14 protein-coding genes are annotated in these 16,696 nt (G+C 62.8%); 7 read left to right on the forward strand and 7 right to left on the reverse strand.

All coding sequences use genetic code 11. The annotated features are described in order from the left end of the window. Nucleotides 1-129: 129 nt before the first annotated feature. Nucleotides 130-2,910, forward strand: a complete 2,781-nt coding sequence (gene gyrA / locus QNI87_RS04445; protein ID WP_300595307.1) for a DNA gyrase subunit A — start codon at nucleotides 130-132, stop codon at nucleotides 2,908-2,910. Here the strand turns inward: gyrA and QNI87_RS04450 are convergent. Next, complete coding sequence (locus QNI87_RS04450) at nucleotides 2,907-3,575, reverse strand: lysoplasmalogenase family protein (protein ID WP_300594538.1); 669 nt, start codon at nucleotides 3,573-3,575, stop codon at nucleotides 2,907-2,909. The genes gyrA and QNI87_RS04450 overlap by 4 nt on opposite strands. Before the next feature lie 74 nt (nucleotides 3,576-3,649). On the opposite strand from QNI87_RS04450, the gene trmFO reads away from it, so the two are divergent. After that, entirely contained in the window at nucleotides 3,650-5,020 is a 1,371-nt protein-coding gene (gene trmFO / locus QNI87_RS04455) for a methylenetetrahydrofolate--tRNA-(uracil(54)-C(5))-methyltransferase (FADH(2)-oxidizing) TrmFO (RefSeq protein ID WP_300594541.1), read from the forward strand. Between the two features lie 7 nt (nucleotides 5,021-5,027). Here the strand turns inward: trmFO and QNI87_RS04460 are convergent, their stop codons facing one another. Beyond that, entirely contained in the window at nucleotides 5,028-5,492 is a 465-nt protein-coding gene (locus tag QNI87_RS04460; RefSeq protein WP_300594544.1) for a hypothetical protein, read from the reverse strand. Between the two features lie 49 nt (nucleotides 5,493-5,541). Beyond that, on the reverse strand, nucleotides 5,542-6,162 hold the full coding sequence (locus QNI87_RS04465; RefSeq protein ID WP_300594546.1) for a squalene/phytoene synthase family protein: 621 nt from the start codon (nucleotides 6,160-6,162) through the stop codon (nucleotides 5,542-5,544). Nucleotides 6,163-6,418: 256 nt separating this feature from the next. Between QNI87_RS04465 and QNI87_RS04470 the strand changes: the two genes are divergently transcribed. The 3 genes from QNI87_RS04470 to QNI87_RS04480 are packed head-to-tail and all read left to right on the forward strand — an operon-like array spanning nucleotide 6,419 to nucleotide 9,775. Next, nucleotides 6,419-8,437, forward strand: coding sequence for a pilus assembly protein TadG-related protein (locus QNI87_RS04470; protein ID WP_300594549.1), 2,019 nt, complete (start codon nucleotides 6,419-6,421; stop codon nucleotides 8,435-8,437). A 10-nt stretch (nucleotides 8,438-8,447) separates the two neighbouring features. Next, nucleotides 8,448-9,032 (forward strand): TadE family protein, encoded by a 585-nt coding sequence (locus tag QNI87_RS04475; RefSeq protein WP_300594552.1) that lies wholly within the window; start codon nucleotides 8,448-8,450, stop codon nucleotides 9,030-9,032. Further along, a complete protein-coding gene (locus tag QNI87_RS04480) occupies nucleotides 9,029-9,775 on the forward strand; it encodes a hypothetical protein (RefSeq protein WP_300594554.1) in 747 nt (248 codons plus the stop codon). The genes QNI87_RS04475 and QNI87_RS04480 overlap by 4 nt, the downstream gene beginning before the upstream one ends. A 51-nt stretch (nucleotides 9,776-9,826) precedes the next feature. On the opposite strand, the gene QNI87_RS04485 is transcribed toward QNI87_RS04480, so the two are convergent. The 4 genes from QNI87_RS04485 to QNI87_RS04500 all read right to left on the reverse strand — a co-directional run bounded on the left by QNI87_RS04485 (nucleotide 9,827) and on the right by QNI87_RS04500 (nucleotide 14,048). After that, a complete protein-coding gene (locus QNI87_RS04485; protein WP_300594557.1) occupies nucleotides 9,827-11,188 on the reverse strand; it encodes a pyruvate dehydrogenase complex E1 component subunit beta in 1,362 nt (453 codons plus the stop codon). 3 nt (nucleotides 11,189-11,191) lie between these two features. After that, nucleotides 11,192-12,268, reverse strand: coding sequence for a pyruvate dehydrogenase (acetyl-transferring) E1 component subunit alpha (gene pdhA / locus QNI87_RS04490; protein WP_300595308.1), 1,077 nt, complete (start codon nucleotides 12,266-12,268; stop codon nucleotides 11,192-11,194). A gap of 169 nt (nucleotides 12,269-12,437) precedes the next feature. Beyond that, nucleotides 12,438-12,779, reverse strand: coding sequence for a septum formation initiator family protein (locus tag QNI87_RS04495; protein ID WP_366146167.1), 342 nt, complete (start codon nucleotides 12,777-12,779; stop codon nucleotides 12,438-12,440). A 108-nt stretch (nucleotides 12,780-12,887) separates the two neighbouring features. After that, a complete protein-coding gene (locus QNI87_RS04500; RefSeq protein ID WP_300594561.1) occupies nucleotides 12,888-14,048 on the reverse strand; it encodes an acyl-CoA dehydrogenase family protein in 1,161 nt (386 codons plus the stop codon). A 159-nt stretch (nucleotides 14,049-14,207) separates the two neighbouring features. Here QNI87_RS04500 and QNI87_RS04505 point away from each other — a divergent pair, with 159 nt between their 5' ends. Both QNI87_RS04505 and QNI87_RS04510 read left to right on the forward strand, forming a co-directional pair. Beyond that, nucleotides 14,208-15,122 (forward strand): haloalkane dehalogenase, encoded by a 915-nt coding sequence (locus QNI87_RS04505; RefSeq protein ID WP_300594564.1) that lies wholly within the window; start codon nucleotides 14,208-14,210, stop codon nucleotides 15,120-15,122. A 10-nt stretch (nucleotides 15,123-15,132) separates the two neighbouring features. Beyond that, complete coding sequence (locus QNI87_RS04510) at nucleotides 15,133-16,356, forward strand: MFS transporter (RefSeq protein ID WP_300594567.1); 1,224 nt, start codon at nucleotides 15,133-15,135, stop codon at nucleotides 16,354-16,356. The last annotated feature ends 340 nt before the right edge of the window (nucleotides 16,357-16,696 follow it).

Genomic DNA, 16,696 nt, shown 5'->3' on the forward strand with positions numbered 1-16,696 from the left:
ATAACAGGGTGTGGGGAGAACCTCACCCAAACCAGACACAACGGGCCTTATCTCTTGAGCGACGACAACACCCCAGAAGACCCCAACGTACCCGGAGAACCGGGCGGTGCATCAGGCGATTTCGATCGGGTGGATATCGTCGATGAGATGAAGACGAGTTACCTCGATTACGCGATGAGCGTGATCGTGGCCCGCGCCCTGCCCGATGTGCGCGACGGCTTGAAGCCCGTCCATCGCCGCATCCTGTTCGCCAGCCAGGAAGGCGGCTTTGTCGCCGGGCGGCCCTATCGCAAGAGCGCCAAGATCGTCGGCGATGTGATGGGCAACTACCACCCGCATGGCGACGCCGCGATCTACGACGCTCTGGCGCGCATGACGCAGGACTGGTCGATGCGCGTGCCGCTGGTCGATGGCCAGGGCAATTTCGGCTCGATGGACCCCGATCCCCCGGCCTCGATGCGTTACACCGAAGCGCGTCTGGCGCGCGTGGCCAACACGCTGCTCGATGACCTTGACAAGGACACGGTCGATTTCGCTGAGAACTACGACGGCTCTCGGCAGGAGCCTCAGGTTCTGCCGGCGCGCTTCCCCAATCTGCTCGTCAACGGCGCCGGCGGGATTGCGGTCGGCATGGCAACCAACGTGCCGCCCCATAACCTTGGCGAGGTGATCGATGGGTGCATCGCGTTCATCGAGAACCCGGCGATCACGTCCGAGGAACTCATCGAGTTCATTCCCGGTCCCGACTTCCCCACCGCGCCGCTGATCCTGGGGTCGAGCGGTTCGAAGGCGGCCTACACCACCGGGCGCGGATCGATCCTGATGCGCGCGCGCCACGAGATCGAGACCAAGCGCGGCGACCGCCAGTCAATCGTGCTCACCTCGATCCCCTTCCAGGTGGGCAAGTCCGGTCTTGTCGAGAAGATCGCCGAAGCGGCCAAGGACAAGCGGATCGAAGGCATTGCCGACATTCGCGACGAGACCAACCGCGAAGGCGTGCGCGTGGTTATCGACCTGAAACGCGACGCCTCGCCGGACGTCGTGCTCAACCAGATCTGGCGCTACACCCCGGCGCAATCCTCGTTCCCGGCCAACATGCTCGCAATCCGTGGAGGACGGCCGGAAACGCTGACCCTGCGCGAGATTATCAAGAGCTTCGTCAGCTTTCGCGAAGAAGTCATCACGCGGCGCACCAAGTTCGAGCTCAATAAGGCCCGCGAACGCGCGCACCTCTTGCTCGGGCTTGTCGTTGCGGTGTCGAACCTGGACGAGGTTGTCGCCATCATCCGGGGCGCCGCCAACCCGGCGGAGGCGCGCGGCAAGCTGCTTGCGAAGGAATGGCCGATTGGCGAGATTGCCCAATACATCAAGCTCGTCGAGGCGATCGAACCCAGCGCCGACGAAGCGGGCGGCACCTACAAGCTGTCCGAGCGGCAGGTGAAAGCCATCCTCGACCTGCGCCTCCACCGCCTGACCGCGCTGGGGCGCGACGAGATCGGGGATGAACTCAAAGAGCTCGCCGGGCGGATTGAATATCTGCTCTCGATCCTGGCCGACCGCGTGAAGTTGTACGGCGTCATGCGCGAAGAGCTCGAAGAGGTGCGCGCCACCTATGCAACGCCGCGCGTGTCCGAAATCGCGCCCGCCTGGGACGGCCTTGAGGATGAAGACCTCATCGAGCGTGAGGGCATGGTCGTGACGGTCACGCACGGGGGCTACATCAAGCGCACCGCGCTCGACACCTTCCGCGCTCAAGGGCGCGGCGGCAAGGGCCGCTCGGGGATGGCGACCAAGGACGAGGACGCGGTGACCGAGCTGTTCGTCACCTCGACGCACAACCCCGTGCTGTTCTTCACCAATACCGGCCGTGTCTATCGCCTCAAGGTTTGGAAACTGCCCGAAGGTGGGCCGCAGACACGCGGGCGCCCGATGGTGAACCTGCTGCCTCTGGGCGAGGAAGAGGCGGTCACCAACGTCCTGCCTCTGCCCGAAGACGAGGCGGAGTGGGAGCGACTGGGCATCGTCTTTGCGACCCGTCAGGGCATGGTGCGCCGCAATTCGATGGACGCATTTGCAAACGTTCCCTCCAACGGGAAATACGCGATGGGGTTTGTCGAGGGCTCGGGCGATCGTTTGATCGGCGTGCAGTTGGTGGACGAAAGCCAGGAAGTGTTCCTCGCCAGCACCACCGGCAAGGCGATCCGTTTCGCCGCGACCGACGCGCGCGAGACCAAGAGCCGCACCGGTATCGGCGTTCAGGGCATGGGCCCCAAGGGCGACGTCAAGGTCGTCAGTCTGGCGGTCCTGAACCAGACCGGCACGACGCTGGAGGAGCGCGAGAAGTATCTGCGCGCCGCGCCGTGGAAGAACAACGATGCGGTGCCCGAGCTCTCGCAAGAGCGCATGGCCGAGATGGCGGAGAAGGAGCAGTTCATCCTCACCATCTCCTCACGCGGATACGGCAAGATCAGCTCCAGCTTCGAATATCGCGTCACCGGGCGCGGGGGCAAAGGGGTCGTCAACATTGGCGAGCCGACGGAAAAGGATCGCAACGGTCCGGTGGTGGCGAGCTTTCCTGTGCGCCATGGTGATCAGATCATGCTGGTGACCGATCAGGGCAAGCTGATCCGCCTGGGCGTCGAGTTCCGCCACCTTGTCGAGAACGGCTTCGAGGAGCTCAAAGGCTGGGCGATCTACGGCCGCGCCTCGTCGGGCAATCGCCTGTTCAATGTCGCCGATGGCGAACAGATTGTCAGCGTGGCGCGCATCGATGAAACTGAAGAGCCTGAAAACGAAGCGGAAGAAGCAATTGTCGAAGAGATGGTCGAAAGGCGCGGTGGCGGGGACGAGACAACGCCCGACACGACCGCCCATTCGGACAAGAATATTGACGGCGAGCCCGGCGGCTAGGCATCGGCCTGCACGCTGTTTCTCATCCGCTCGCAGCGTAGGGTCTGCACAACGCCGGTCGCGATCATGAATTGCGCCGCGTAATAGGTCGGCCACACGAGAATATCGGGCAGCGGCGCAAGGTCGAGCGGCCCCATCCGGCTGAAGATCAGCCAATCGCTGACTATGAACAGCAGCGCGCCCAGCCCCACGCGCGACACCGGGAAGCGACTTGTCCAGGCGGTCGCGGCCATCGCGCCGAGCGATATTGCGTAAACGCCGATCAGCGGGTCACCGCTCAAGGCATAGGCTCCCACGGGCGTTGCAATCAGGAGCAAGGCCCCCAACAGCTTCCGGTTGCGCGCCGCGTCAGGTTTTCGATTGCGCAAGTAAAGCGCGACGGCGACCCAGTGCGAGGCAAAGAACAAGACCCCGCCCAGCTCGAAATCGATCTCCAGCACCGCATCCGCCGCCGCGCTGAGCGCCAGCGCCAGCGTCAGGATCGCGCCGTCCAGTCCTTTGGTTCGGCGCAGAGCGTAAATCGCAAGGAAGCCTACCCCTGCGCCCTTGAGCAGGATCAACCAGATCCCGCCAATCGCGTTGTTCCACAAAAAGTAATAGGCGACGCCCGCAAGAAGACTGGCCGCAAGCCAGGGGCGATGCTCGATCAAAGCGCGTCTGGCCAAACCCGATCCCCTTCTCATGAGCCATCAGCCGACCCTTGCGCGAGGGCTATCACGCAATTACCTCTCGCGCCATCATGACACACGATGTTCACGTTATCGGCGGCGGGCTCGCCGGGTCCGAAGCCGCCTGGCAGCTCGCGCAGGTCGGCGTCAAGGTTCGGCTCTCGGAGATGCGGGGGTCCGGTGAGATGACGCCCGCGCATCAGACCGATGGGCTCGCCGAACTCGTTTGCTCCAACTCCTTCCGCTCCGACGACGACACGAAGAACGCGGTCGGCCTGCTTCATCACGAGATGCGCGCGCTCGACAGTCTCATCATGCGCGCGGGCGAAGTCGCGCGGGTCCCGGCGGGCAGCGCCATGGCGGTGGATCGCGATGTGTTCTCTCACGAAGTGCAAAGGACGCTGGACCAGCATCCCAATGTCGAGATCTTGCGCGAGCGGATCGACGCTCTTCCACAAAGCGGTCTTACCATTGTCGCCACCGGGCCTCTTACCGCAGCGAGCCTGGCCCAAAATATTGTCAAGGCGACCGGTGAAGACCGTCTCGCCTTCTTCGACGCGATCGCGCCTATCGTCCACCGCGACAGCATCGACATGTCGAAATGCTGGATCCAGTCGCGCTGGAACAAGACCACCGAGGCTTCCAATGAGGACGGCGACTATATCAACTGCCCGATGACCAAGGAGCAGTACCTCGCCTTCCACAAGGGGCTGATCGAGGGCGAAAAGACCGAATTCAAGGAATGGGAGAAGGACACGCCCTATTTCGACGGTTGCATGCCGATCGAAGTGATGGCCGAGCGCGGTGTGGAAACGCTGCGCTATGGCCCCATGAAGGGCGTCGGGCTCGACAATCCATACGACACCAGCGAAGAGCATCCGCAGGGACGCTGGCCCTACGCCGTGGTGCAACTGCGCCAGGACAACAAGCTGGGCACGCTGTGGAACATGGTCGGCTTTCAGACCAAGCTGAAATACGGCGCGCAGGTGGAGCTGTTTCGCACCATCCCGGGCCTTGAGAAAGCAGAGTTTGCTCGGCTGGGCGGGTTGCACCGCAACACATTCCTCAATTCCCCGGAAGTTCTTGACCGCCAGCTGCGCCTCAAGGCCGCGCCGCATATCCGGTTTGCGGGGCAAGTGACCGGCTGCGAAGGTTACGTTGAAAGCGCGGCGATCGGGTTGGTTGCGGGGCTTATGACAGCCAGCGAGCTGGCGGGACGCGACTGGCACCCCCTGCCCGCCTCGACCGCGCTCGGCGCGCTTCTGAGCCATATTACCGGGGATGCGGACGCGCAGACTTTTCAACCGATGAATGTCAATTTCGGGCTCTTCCCCCCGCTTCACGAGGTGAAGAAGAAACAGCGCAAGGAAGCCTACACCGCGCGCGCCAAGGCCGATCTCGCCGCGTGGATCAACGCAGCGCACGAACCGGTCGCGGCCTAGGTCAAGGTCAGCACTTGCACGCAGGCTTTGGCGCGGCGCGTTTGGGCGCTGTGGTGGCAAACTCGGCCGGTGTCAGCCGGTCATCGCCATCCGCGTCCGCGCCTTCGAAGCGGTTGACCGTCGCGACCGCCCATTCCTCGAACGTCAGCAGATTGTTGCCATCGACATCGAGCTTGCGAAACGCGTCCGACCGGGTCGAGAGCATTTCGTTGCGCGTGATGATACGATCGCGATCGCGGTCGTAGCGAAAGAAGCGCTTTTCCTCACGCGTCAGAGCGCTCGCCTCGGGCGGTTCCGGACCTTCCAGATCGGCAGGATCGGCGATTGGCAGCTCTTCGGGCAAAGGTGCAGCCTCTTCGGGCTCGGGCGGTGGCGGAGCCAGTTCTTCCACCTGCGCGCGGCCCTGCCACCAAAACACACCCACGCCCGCCAGGATCAGCCCGACGAACACCCCAAGCACTGTCTGCCGCATTGTATTCGACCCCTCTGCGTCCCATCCCAGGATCGAAACATAGCGGCTTTCAACGCCCTAACAAGCCAGCGCGCAGCGCCACCAGCGCCGCGCCCCGCCCGGCCAACAGCGGAGCACCGCCCGCCTTGAGCGCGCGGTCCGCCAGCGCGCCAAGGATGGCGACCCCGCGTAGCGGTGATGGTAGCCGGGCTGGGCGAGGCAGGTCGGCTCCGAGCGAAAGCAGTGTTTTGCGCTCGTTCTCGTCCTCTATACGGCTGGCTGCGTCCGCCACCGCCCACAGCCGCCCCGCGGCTCTTACGTTTTCGGCGACGCGCTCGTCGAGCTGCGCAAGAGTGGCCAGGTCCGCCAGCGCCTGTGCGCGGCCCTCGGCAAATTCCATCGCGGCCTCACGCGGCAGCGGCGGCTCTTCCAGCATCCGCTCCCAGCCATCGATCAGGGCGACAAGCCCGCTTTCGCGCCCGGACCAAAGCTCCCCGAGCGAATCGAGCACCGGATCCCCGCGCGGCCTATCGCTCACGGCCATCCCTAACGCATCGCGCCACCAGGCCAGCCGCATCTGCCCCAGCATCGGCTCCGTCGAGGCGGACACTAGGCGCCCAAGCCGGGCATCGAACTCAAGAAGTGTGGTTAACGCCCCGCGCACACTTTGCGGCGTATGAGCAAGCGCCAAACGCGCTTCGTCCGGGAGAGGTTCGGATAACTCGGGAGCCATAGAGCGCGCGGATACGCGTCGATTGGAAGGGTTTGTCAAGCCGGTTGTCCAATCGCGGGACGATGGCCCCGGTTAGGGGCTTCCAACAGGGCTTTAAGCGTTTCTTAACGACGTCGCTTCGGATTTCGATAACCAGCCATCGTCTAAGGCCCGCAATGCAGATGTGTGTACGGGCGCTATGTCGCGCCGAAACGGGGCAAAGGACAGTCACCGCATGAGCCAGCCAGAGCAAATCCCGGCAGACTATCGGGGCGGATTTCTGAAGGCGCTTCTTACGGATGCGTCAGCCAACACCCTAGCCATTGGCGCAGCGTCCATGGTGCCATTGCTCGCCATGGTCGGGGGCGCCGTCGATGCGAGCCGCTTCTACATGGCCGAGACCCGCTTGCAAGCGGCCTGCGACGCCGGCGCGCTGGCGGCGCGCCGGGCCATGGACGATCTCGCCTTCTCGGCCGAGCACAGACGGATCGGCGAGCGGTTCTTCAAGCAGAACTTCGAAGACGGCATGTTTGGCGTGACAGACCAGAACACGGTCTATGCCGGCACTGCGGACGGCGAAGTTCAGGGGACCGCATCCGCGGTCATGCCCACCAGCCTCATGGGAATGTTCGGCTACGAAGAGTTCAATCTGTCGGTCGACTGCACCGCCGACATCAATATCTCGAACACCGACATCATGTTCGTGCTCGACGTCACCGGCTCGATGGCGTGCAACCCGTCGGGCGGAAGCTGCAATTCGGGCAGCACCTCGAAGATCCAGGGTCTGCGCGAAGCGGTGATGACCTTCTACGAAACCGTGGCGGACGCGACGTCACCCAGGGCTCAGGTGCGCTATGGTGCGGTGCCCTACTCGTACAACGTGAATGTCGGGGCCGAGCTGGTCGCCGCCGATCCGAGTTGGATGGCCGAGGACGCGGTTTTCCAGTCACGCTGGGCGAAGTTCGAAGAAAAGCAGGAATGGGTCGAGATCGGTCAGCAGATCACCGACATCGACAACCGCAGGTCAGAAGACGATATCGGCTTTGAACTCCAGTCGGAGACGACAGCCTCTTCACGCTCAGCGTGCGCCGCACTCGAGCCCGCAGCGTTCACGGACGAGGTGCAGACCAATCTCGGGCTTCACCAGGGGCAGAACGGAACCCGCACCGAAGGCAATTTCCGCTACACCGAATACGACGACGATAACGAGACACTGTGGCGCGGCGAGCCGCGTTCCATCTACAACGATGGCGGTCGGTGCCGCGTTGGCTGGGACATCTACGAATACCGGGCCGATGTGACCTTCGAGGTCGTCGAAGAGCTGCAGAACATGGGCATCCAGTTCGACGAGTGGATTTACGATCGGGTCGACACCGCCAATCCGCCCGGAGCCAGCAACCCCCCCGGGTCGCCTCCCGGATGGGAATCGATCGATTTGACCACGCTGTACGACGCCACGCCGACGGTCGATCTTCCGATCGGCAGCAACGGAGCGATGCAGAGCTACACCTGGGACGGCTGCATTGAAGAGGCGCAAACGGTGGCCGCATCCTCCTTCGATCCCATCCCGGTGGGAGCGTTGGATATGAACATCAACCTGGTGCCGGATTCGCAGGCTTCGCGCTGGAAACCCATGCTGAGCCGCGCCGTATGGCGGCGTCGCAACAACAGCGGCAGCACACGCAGCCCGGTCCCGTCCAGTGTTCGCTCAAGCCAGAGCAGGCCTTCCTATCGCTGCCCCACACCCGCGTTCCGCCTTGAGGAGCTCTCGCGCACGGACATGCAGAACTATGTCAACAGCCTGTCTGCGGGCGGGAACACCTATCACGACATCGGCATGCTCTGGGGAGCGCGCTTCATCACGCCGCGCGGGATTTTCGCCGCGGACAACGTGGCTGCTCCCAATGGAGAATCCATCGCGCGTCACATCGTCTTCATGACCGATGGTGCGCTTGTGCCGCGCAACAACATCTACTCCACCTACGGTATCGAGTGGTACGACCGGTATGTCACGGGCAATGGCAGCAACAGCCGTCAATACAGCCGTCACGCCGAGCGTTTCCAGGCCGCCTGTCGTCTGGCGCGGCAGGAGAATATCTCGGTCTGGGTGGTCGCTTTCGGGACGACCCTGACGCAGAACCTCATCGACTGCGCCACGCCCGGTCGCGCCTTCTCGGCAAGCGATTCCGCTGAACTCGAAGAGCAGTTCACGAAGATCGCGCAGAAGATCGCTGCCCTCAGGCTGACCCAGTAAAGGACAGATCATGCGGAAACGGCTTTGTAAGGACGATGATGGCGTCACGCTGGTGGAATTCGCGTTCGTGGCCCCAGTGCTGATCCTCATGTTGATGGGCATCTTCGACATGGCCCACACTCAATACACCAGCGCGATGATGAACGGGACGATGCAGGCCGCCGGGCGTGACCTGACCCTGGAAAGCGCCGGAAGCCGGGTGTCCGATATCGACCAGCTCGTTATTGATCGGGTCCGCACGGTTGTGCCGGGCAGCGCGACAATCCAGCTTGAGAAGCTCTCGCACTACGAATTCAGCGATATCGGCGAAGCGGAGGAGTATGACGACGACAACGGCGACGGCGTTTGCAACAATAACGAAGTTTTCATCGACGCGAACGCCAACGGCCAGTGGGACTCCAATCGCGGCGCGCAGGGTATTGGCGGCGCGCGCGACGCGGTGCTCTACACCGCGGTCGTCAGTTACAAACGGCTTTTCCCGATGTACAGCGTTGCCGGGATGCCGCAGGATGTGACCCTGCGCGCCTCGACGGTCTTGCGCAACCAGCCCTACGACGAACAAAAAATGATCTCGGTTCAGGGGAATTGCCCATGATCGCGCGCTTCATTGCACACCGTGATCGCCCTGCCGATCCCGTGATCGCAGCGCCAGGGGGCGCGGCCGCGAATAAGCCCGTCTGGAAATGGTTCGGGCGCCGCTTGGCACAGGCGCAATCGGGCATAGCCCTGACCGAGTTTGCCTTTACCGCGCCGATCGTGCTTTCGCTCGGCCTGATGGGTTCGGAGACCGCCTACTACACGATAACCCACATGCAGATCAGTCAGATCGCGATGCAGGTCGCGGACAACACATCGCGTGTGGGCGAAGCCAGCGAGCTTCAGGCGAAGCGCGTGTTCGAGGACGATATCAATTCCTCCCTCGTCGGCGCCGAAAAGGCGGGCGACAGGATTGGCCTGTTCGATCACGGACGCGTGATTGTTTCCAGCCTTCAACGCAACGCCGATAATGGACAGTGGATCGCGTGGCAGCGTTGTCGCGGCGCAAAACCGTTCGATTCCAGCTATGGAGTGGAAGGCACTGGCGCCAGCGGCACCTCCTTTCAAGGAATGGGTGAGCCGGGAGAGGAAATCCAGGCTGCGGCGGGAACGGCTGTCATGTTTGTAGAGGTCTCCTACGATTATCAGTCTCTGACCCCGTTCGATTTTCTTGATGGCAACGAAATCCGCTACACCGCCGCGTTCAACGTGCGCGACGAGCGCGACCTCGCGGGGCTTTATCAAACCAATCCACCAACAGGTGTCGCCCGGTGCAACGTCTATCAGGCGGGTCGGCCCTGAGCTTGCCTGTTACCTGACTTCGGTCCTGCCTCATTTCGCCGGTCGGCCCGACTAGACGTAGCACACCTTCTTGACCGCCTCGATGATCCGGGCGGTGTCAATGATCGCCATGTTCTCAAGATTGGCTGCGTAAGGCAGCGGGACGTCCTCATTGCAGACCCGCAGAACCGGCGCGTCAAGGTCGTCGAAGCCGTCCTCCATGCAGATCGCGACCACTTCGCTGGCGATGGAGCAGGTCGGCCAACCCTCTTCGGCGATGACGAGGCGGTTGGTCTTGGCAAGGCTCGTGAGAATGGCATCCCGGTCTAGCGGACGCAGGGTGCGAAGGTCGATCACTTCGGCGTCGATACCCTCGCCCGCAAGCGTTTCCGCCGCCTCCAGCGCGAGGCCGACTCCGATCGAATAGCTCACGATGGTGACGTCCGAGCCTTCGCGCATGATCCGCGCCTTGCCGATCGGAAGGACGTGATCGTCAAGATCGGGCACGTCGAAACTGCGTCCGTAGACAAGCTCGTTTTCGAGGAAGACGACCGGGTCTTCGCAGCGGATCGCGGCTTTCAGCAAACCCTTTGCGTCAGAGCTGTCGTAAGGCGCGATCACGATGAGGCCGGGAACGCTGGCGTACCAGGGTCCGTAATTCTGCGAGTGCTGCGCACCGACCCGGCTTGCCGCGCCGTTGGGGCCGCGGAACACCACTGGGCAGCGCATCTGGCCGCCCGACATGTAGTTCGTCTTGGCCGCCGAGTTCACGATATGGTCGATGGCCTGCATCGCGAAATTGAAGGTCATGAATTCGACAATCGGCCTAAGCCCCCCCATTGCCGCGCCCGTGCCGATGCCAGCAAACCCGTATTCGGTGATGGGCGTATCGATCACCCGCTTGGGGCCGAACTCGTCGAGCAAGCCCTGCGTGACCTTATAGGCGCCCTGGTATTCGGCGACTTCCTCGCCCATCACGAAGACCCTCGGGTCCGCGCGCATTTCCTCGGCCATCGCGTCGCGCAGAGCCTCGCGCACCGAGATCGACGTGACGCTTGTGTCCGCAGGCACCTCGGGGGCAGCGGCGGGCGTCGCACTCACGGGCGTCTCATCCGTCGGCGCAGGTGCCGGTGCCGGCGTTGGTGCGGGAGTGGGCGCTGGTGTGGGAGCCGAGGCGGGTGAGGCTTCCTCGCCCTCCCCATCAAGCATCGCGATGACGGTGCCGACCGCGACATTTTCGGTGCCCTCGGCGATCACGATCTTGGAGAGGACGCCTTCATCGATGGCCTCGAATTCCATCGTCGCCTTGTCGGTCTCGATCTCGGCAATGATATCGCCCGGCTCGATGGGATCGCCTTCAGCCTTGAGCCACTTGGCAAGCGTTCCTTCTTCCATGGTCGGCGAGAGAGCGGGCATCTTGAGTTCGATCGCCATGGCTCAGTATTCTCCCACCAGCACGTCGGTGTAGAGCTCGGAAGGCTCGGGCTCGGGCGAATTCTCGGCGAAGTCCGCCGCCTCTGCGACGCGCGCGCGGATCGCCTTGTCGATGGCCTTTAGCTCTTCCTCGGTCTTGCCGCCTTCGATCAGGGTCTTCTTGAGGCCCTCGATCGGATCGTGATGGTCACGCTGCTCCTGAACCTCGTCGCGCGTGCGATACTTGGCGGGGTCGGACATGGAGTGCCCGCGATAGCGATAGGTGTTGAGCTCCATCAGAACCGGGCCCTTGCCCTCGCGCACATGCTTGAAAGCGACTTCGGCGGCCGCGCGCACTTCGAGAACGTCCATCCCGTTCACTTCCATGCCGGGGATCCGGAAGGAGGTGCCGCGGCGATAGAAACGTGTCTCAGCCGACGAGCGGGCGGTCGATGTGCCCATGGCGTATTGGTTATCCTCGACCACGAAAACTATGGGAAGGTTCCAGAGCGCGGCCATGTTGAAGGTCTCGTAGACTTGACCCTGGTTCGCCGCGCCATCGCCGAAATAGGCAAGGCACAGGCCGCCATCCTCGTTATACTGGTGCGCCAGGGCGAGACCGCCGCCAAGCGCCACCTGCGCGCCGACAATGCCGTGCCCGCCGTAAAACTTGTGCTCGGTCGAGAACATGTGCATCGACCCGCCCTTGCCTTTGGAGATTCCGACCTCACGACCCGTCAGTTCGGCCATGATCACCTTGGGATCGATGCCGTAGGCGAGCATATGGCCGTGGTCGCGATAGCCGGTGATGACGCTGTCCTTGTCGTTATCCAGCGCGGATTGCAGGCCAATCGCGACCGCTTCCTGGCCGATATACAGGTGGCAGAACCCACCGATCAGCCCCAGGCCGTAAAGCTGGCCCGCCTTCTCCTCAAACCGGCGGATGAGCAGCATCTGTTCATAGAATTGCAACATCTGCTCTTCGCTTGCCTCGAAGCGTTTCGCCTTCTCGAACGCATCCTGAAGCGAATGAAGGATGAAGTCCGGGTCGTCGGATGGCGCGATTGGATCGGTATCAGAGGAATTGGACGGCTTGGCCATGGCGGTGATCCCTTCAAGACCGAGCGCCGGGCGCACCAGAGTAACTGGCGCCGGGTCGCTCAGCGTTCCCATTTCGCGGCCCGCTTTGAACCATGCGCGCGCAAGACGCAACGCAAAGCGTTGCTGCGCAAGGCCAAAAATGTGTTGCGATTGAGCGCTCTTGCGCGGCTCAGTCTTCGGGAAGGGTGATCACCACTTCATCGGGATGCAGGACACCGAGGTCACGGCGAGCCAGCTCTCCGGCAAGGTCGGAATCGACGCTCTCGGGATCAAGCAGGTCCACCCGGTTTTGAAGCGCCGAAATCTCCTCCTTGAGGATCGTGATCTTGTCCTGCCGCTGATCAAGGACCGCCGAGTTCTCATACCACGCGAGCACACCCCACGGGCCGATAATGGCAAGTCCCGCCAGCGCCAGCAGCACGAACAGGGCAGCCCACAGCCGCAAGGGGTTGTTCGGCAAGGCGACCTGAGGCCGCTCGCTGTATCCCGTGATGAATTCCTGCCCCGTCATGTCCTTCACAGAATCACAGTTGGCGTCGTGGTTCAAGGACTAAAGGACCGGCGCGGCGATTTATCGCTTAAGCTGAGGGATTTGAGCCGTCCTGCGCGCCTGCCGCGATCAGTATGAACGCGGAAGGCCAAGCACGTGTTCGGCAAGGTAGGAGAGGATCAGATTGGTTGAGATCGGCGCGACCGTGTAAAGCCGCGCCTCGCGGAATTTGCGTTCCACATCGTATTCCTCGGCAAAGCCAAACCCGCCATGGGTCTGCACGCACATGTCGGCCGCGGCCCAGCTGGCTTCGGAGGCAAGCAGCTTGGCCATGTTGGCTTCCTCGCCCGGATTGCCGCCTTCGTCGTACACATGGGCGGCGTGGTGCACCATCAGTTCGGCGGCGCGCATCTGCGCGTAGCAGCGCGCGATGGGAAACTGCACGCCCTGGTTCTGGCCAATGGGCCGCGCGAACACATTGCGGTCGCTGGCGTAGGCGCTGGCGCGCTCGATAAACCACTTGGCATCGCCGATGCACTCCGCAGCGATCAGGATGCGTTCCGCGTTCATGCCCGACAGAATGTAGCGAAAGCCCTTGCCCTCCTCGCCTACGAGAGCGGTGGCCGGGATGCGCAGATCGTCGAAGAAAACCTCGCACGAGGAATGGTTCATCATCGTGCGGATCGGCTTGATCTCCATCCCGTTCCCCAGCGCCCGCTGCATGTCGACCAGAAACATCGAGAGGCCTTCGGTCTTCTTCTCGACCGCCTCGCGCGGGGTGGTGCGCGCGAGCAGCAGCATGAGGTCGGAATGCTCGGCCCGGCTCGTCCAGATCTTCTGGCCGTTGATCACATACTCGTTGCCGTCCCTGACGGCGCGGGTCTTGAGGCTGAGCGTGTCGGTCCCGCTGGTCGGCTCGGAAACACCAAAGGCCTGCAAGCGCAGTGAGCCGTCGCCGATCCGGGGCAGGTAGGTCGCCTTCTGATCCTCGCTGCCATAGCGCAGCAGCGTGTTCATGATGTACATCTGCGCATGCGCCGCGCCGCCATTGCAGCCGGTTGCCTGGATTTCCTCCATGATCACACAGGCCGCATCGAGGCTGAGACCGCTACCGCCATATTGGGCCGGGATCAGCGCGGCGAGAAACCCCGCCCTGGTCAGCGCGTCAACGAATTCGCCAGGATATTCACGCACCGCATCCTTTGCGCGCCAGTATTCCCCGGGGAAGTCTTCGCACAGCGCGCGCACAGCGCGGCGGATCTCCGCCAACTCTTCGGTCTCGTTCTTCATGATGGTCTGAAATCCTCTCTTGCCGCGCGGCTTGCCCGCCCGAGCGCCTCTAGTCCACAGCCTGTGTTTGCTCTTGCAAAGCAAAAATGCTGACGCGTGGGGCTGGCCGATCAGTTGCAACGTGATACTGAGTTTATCGGCCAAGAGGAGAGAAGAATCATGCAAATCCTGACATCGGACCTAGCGCGTTTTGCAAACCTGCCCGACTACTCCTTTGCCGAAAACTGGCTTGAGATTGATCTTGGCGAGGGACACACAGGCCGAATGCACTATCTGGACGAGGGTCCAAGCGACGCTCCGCCCGTCCTGCTCTTTCATGGCGAGCCAAGCTGGAGCTTCCTCTATCGCAAGATGATCCCCATCCTTGTCGAAGCCGGATTTCGTTGCCTTGCGCCGGATCTCATCGGCTTTGGCAAGAGCGACAAGCCGGACGAAGTCGGCTTCTATACCTATGCGCGTCACACCAGCTGGCTCAAGCAATGGCGCGACGCGGTCGTGCCCGAGAAAGCCGGGCTGTTCTGCCAGGACTGGGGCGGCCTGTTGGGCCTGCGGATGGTCGGCGATGAGCCTGAGCGTTTCACATTCTTGGTTACGAGCAACACTTTTCTTCCGACCGGCGGCACCCCTTCGCCCGCCTTCCTGGCCTGGCGCGAATTCGCGAAGTCCTCACCCGAATTCCAGATTGGCGAATTGCTCCAGCGCGCCACCGCGACCGAGCGCACGCCCGCCGAGGTGGCGGCGTATGATGCGCCCTTCCCCGACGAACCAAGCAAAGCGGGCGCGCGCGCGTTTCCACAGCTGGTACCAGTCGAGGACGGCATGGACGGGATCGAGGAGAACAAGCGCGCCTGGGTCGGTCTGGCCGCGTTCGACAAGCCCTTCCTGACGCTGTTCGGCGAAGACGATCCGGTAACCGGAGGCCTCGCCCCCGCGCTCATCGATCGGGTCGCCGGGGCGAAGGGGCAACCGCATGCAACGCTTTCCACCTGCGGCCATTTCAGTCAGGAAGACCGCCCGGTCGAACTGGCGCAAGGCGTGATCGATATGGCCAAGGCGGCGGGCATCACAAGCTGAGCGCGCGCCCTTGACCCAATCCGTCACCGCTTACCTTACCCGGCGGCAAGAACTCTGGCTGGCGTTGGCTATCGCCGTGGTGACCGCCAACGCGTACTACATCCACCCGATCATCGGAGAGGTGGCGGAGCACTTTGGCGTCAGCGACGCGCGCATCGGGATCGTCCCTGCGCTCAATCAGTTGGCCTTGGCGGTTGGCATTCTCCTGCTGCTGCCGCTGGGGGACCGGTACTCCAATCGAAGGCTAACCATCATCTTCAGCGTGTGCCAGTGCGCTGGCCTGCTGACGATGACCTTTGCGCCCGATTTCGCGACCTTCACGGCTGGATCCACCTGGCTCGGCTTCTTCACGATCGCGCCCTATCTCCTACCGGCCTACGCTTCCAAGCGCGTCGCGCCCGAGCGGCTCGGCTACGTGACCGCGACGCTCACCGCCGGCGTGTTGTTCGGGCTGCTGGTTGCCAGAGTCGGCGCCGGTGTGGTGGCCGATCTTTACGATTGGCACGTCGTTTATTGGTGCGCGAGCGCGGCGATGCTGGCCGTGACCGTGGCGATGCCGTGGATTGTGCCCGCGCAAGAGGCCTCGGCATCCCCGGTGACACAGCCCAAAGGCGGATACATGGCTTTGGTTGTGTCGATCTTTCCCCTGATCCGCTCGCATCCCGAAGTTCTTGTCTCGGGCGCTATTCAGGGTCTCGGCTTTGGCCAATTCATTGCGCTCTGGTTGGCGCTCGCCCTCCACCTCACCTCTGACACCATGGGATACGGCACTGACGTTGTCGGCTATCTTGCCGGGATGGCTGCGCTCAGCGTCTTGACGACCCCGCGCTTCGGCCAGATCGCGGACCGTATCGGGGCGCGGCGCGCGCGTTTCATCTTCGGGTGTATTCAAGCGGCGGGCACGGCGCTGTTTCTGCCTTTTGGCGACAATCTGTGGCTGTTGCTTGCTCCGCTCCTCGTCACCACCACGGTAGGCCCGGCTATCGATGTGTCGAGCCGTATGACCTTTCTTTCCGTCGCACCCGAAATCCGCACGCGCCTCACGACCGTGTACATCGCCTTGATGTTTATCGGCGGCGCTATTGGAAGCCGCCTGGGCACGGAGATTTACGCCGCCTATGGCTGGAACGGCACCGCCCTTGCGCTGGTCGCGGCCTGCACTTGCGTGACCGCGCTCGCCGGGATTGCTTGGCGCACCTGGGGGCCGCATTACGAGACTGTCAGGCCCGCGTGACAGCGAATGAGGACCACTACCTAGCGCTCGTTAGGCGGATATTGGCGAAAGCGGCCTATACCAGGTCTTGAAGGCGCTTTGCGGTTTAACCGAGGCTCAGCCCCGCCCCCTTCGGCTGAGACTTACGGTTCGTACCGACAGGTCTTCTTCGTATCACCAGCCTTGATAGCAGGCTGTTCAAGGACGCTCCGGCGGATTTTTCCAAGCGGGCAACCGCTTTCCGGATAGGCCGAGCGTTCTTTTTTTCTCGAACGAGATTGGTGTCCCCGACACGATTGGGCTTCGCCCGCCTCCGCTTCGCTCCGGTTCCGATCGGGGCTGAACCCGCCGCCGTCTTCCA

Origin of the sequence: Erythrobacter sp., assembly GCF_030066995.1 — a bacterium.
Taxonomy (GTDB): Bacteria; Pseudomonadota; Alphaproteobacteria; order Sphingomonadales; family Sphingomonadaceae; genus Erythrobacter.

What these genes read in the sequence shown, in the direction of transcription:
- trmFO (WP_300594541.1), top strand. Translation starts at nt 3,650, where the DNA reads ATGACACACGATGTTCACGTTATCGGCGGCGGGCTCGCCGGGTCCGAA.
- QNI87_RS04460 (WP_300594544.1), bottom strand. Translation starts at nt 5,492, where the DNA reads ATGCGGCAGACAGTGCTTGGGGTGTTCGTCGGGCTGATCCTGGCGGGC.
- QNI87_RS04470 (WP_300594549.1), top strand. Translation starts at nt 6,419, where the DNA reads ATGAGCCAGCCAGAGCAAATCCCGGCAGACTATCGGGGCGGATTTCTG.
- QNI87_RS04475 (WP_300594552.1), top strand. Translation starts at nt 8,448, where the DNA reads ATGCGGAAACGGCTTTGTAAGGACGATGATGGCGTCACGCTGGTGGAA.
- QNI87_RS04480 (WP_300594554.1), top strand. Translation starts at nt 9,029, where the DNA reads ATGATCGCGCGCTTCATTGCACACCGTGATCGCCCTGCCGATCCCGTG.
- QNI87_RS04485 (WP_300594557.1), bottom strand. Translation starts at nt 11,188, where the DNA reads ATGGCGATCGAACTCAAGATGCCCGCTCTCTCGCCGACCATGGAAGAA.
- pdhA (WP_300595308.1), bottom strand. Translation starts at nt 12,268, where the DNA reads ATGGCCAAGCCGTCCAATTCCTCTGATACCGATCCAATCGCGCCATCC.
- QNI87_RS04495 (WP_366146167.1), bottom strand. Translation starts at nt 12,779, where the DNA reads ATGACGGGGCAGGAATTCATCACGGGATACAGCGAGCGGCCTCAGGTC.
- QNI87_RS04500 (WP_300594561.1), bottom strand. Translation starts at nt 14,048, where the DNA reads ATGAAGAACGAGACCGAAGAGTTGGCGGAGATCCGCCGCGCTGTGCGC.
- QNI87_RS04505 (WP_300594564.1), top strand. Translation starts at nt 14,208, where the DNA reads ATGCAAATCCTGACATCGGACCTAGCGCGTTTTGCAAACCTGCCCGAC.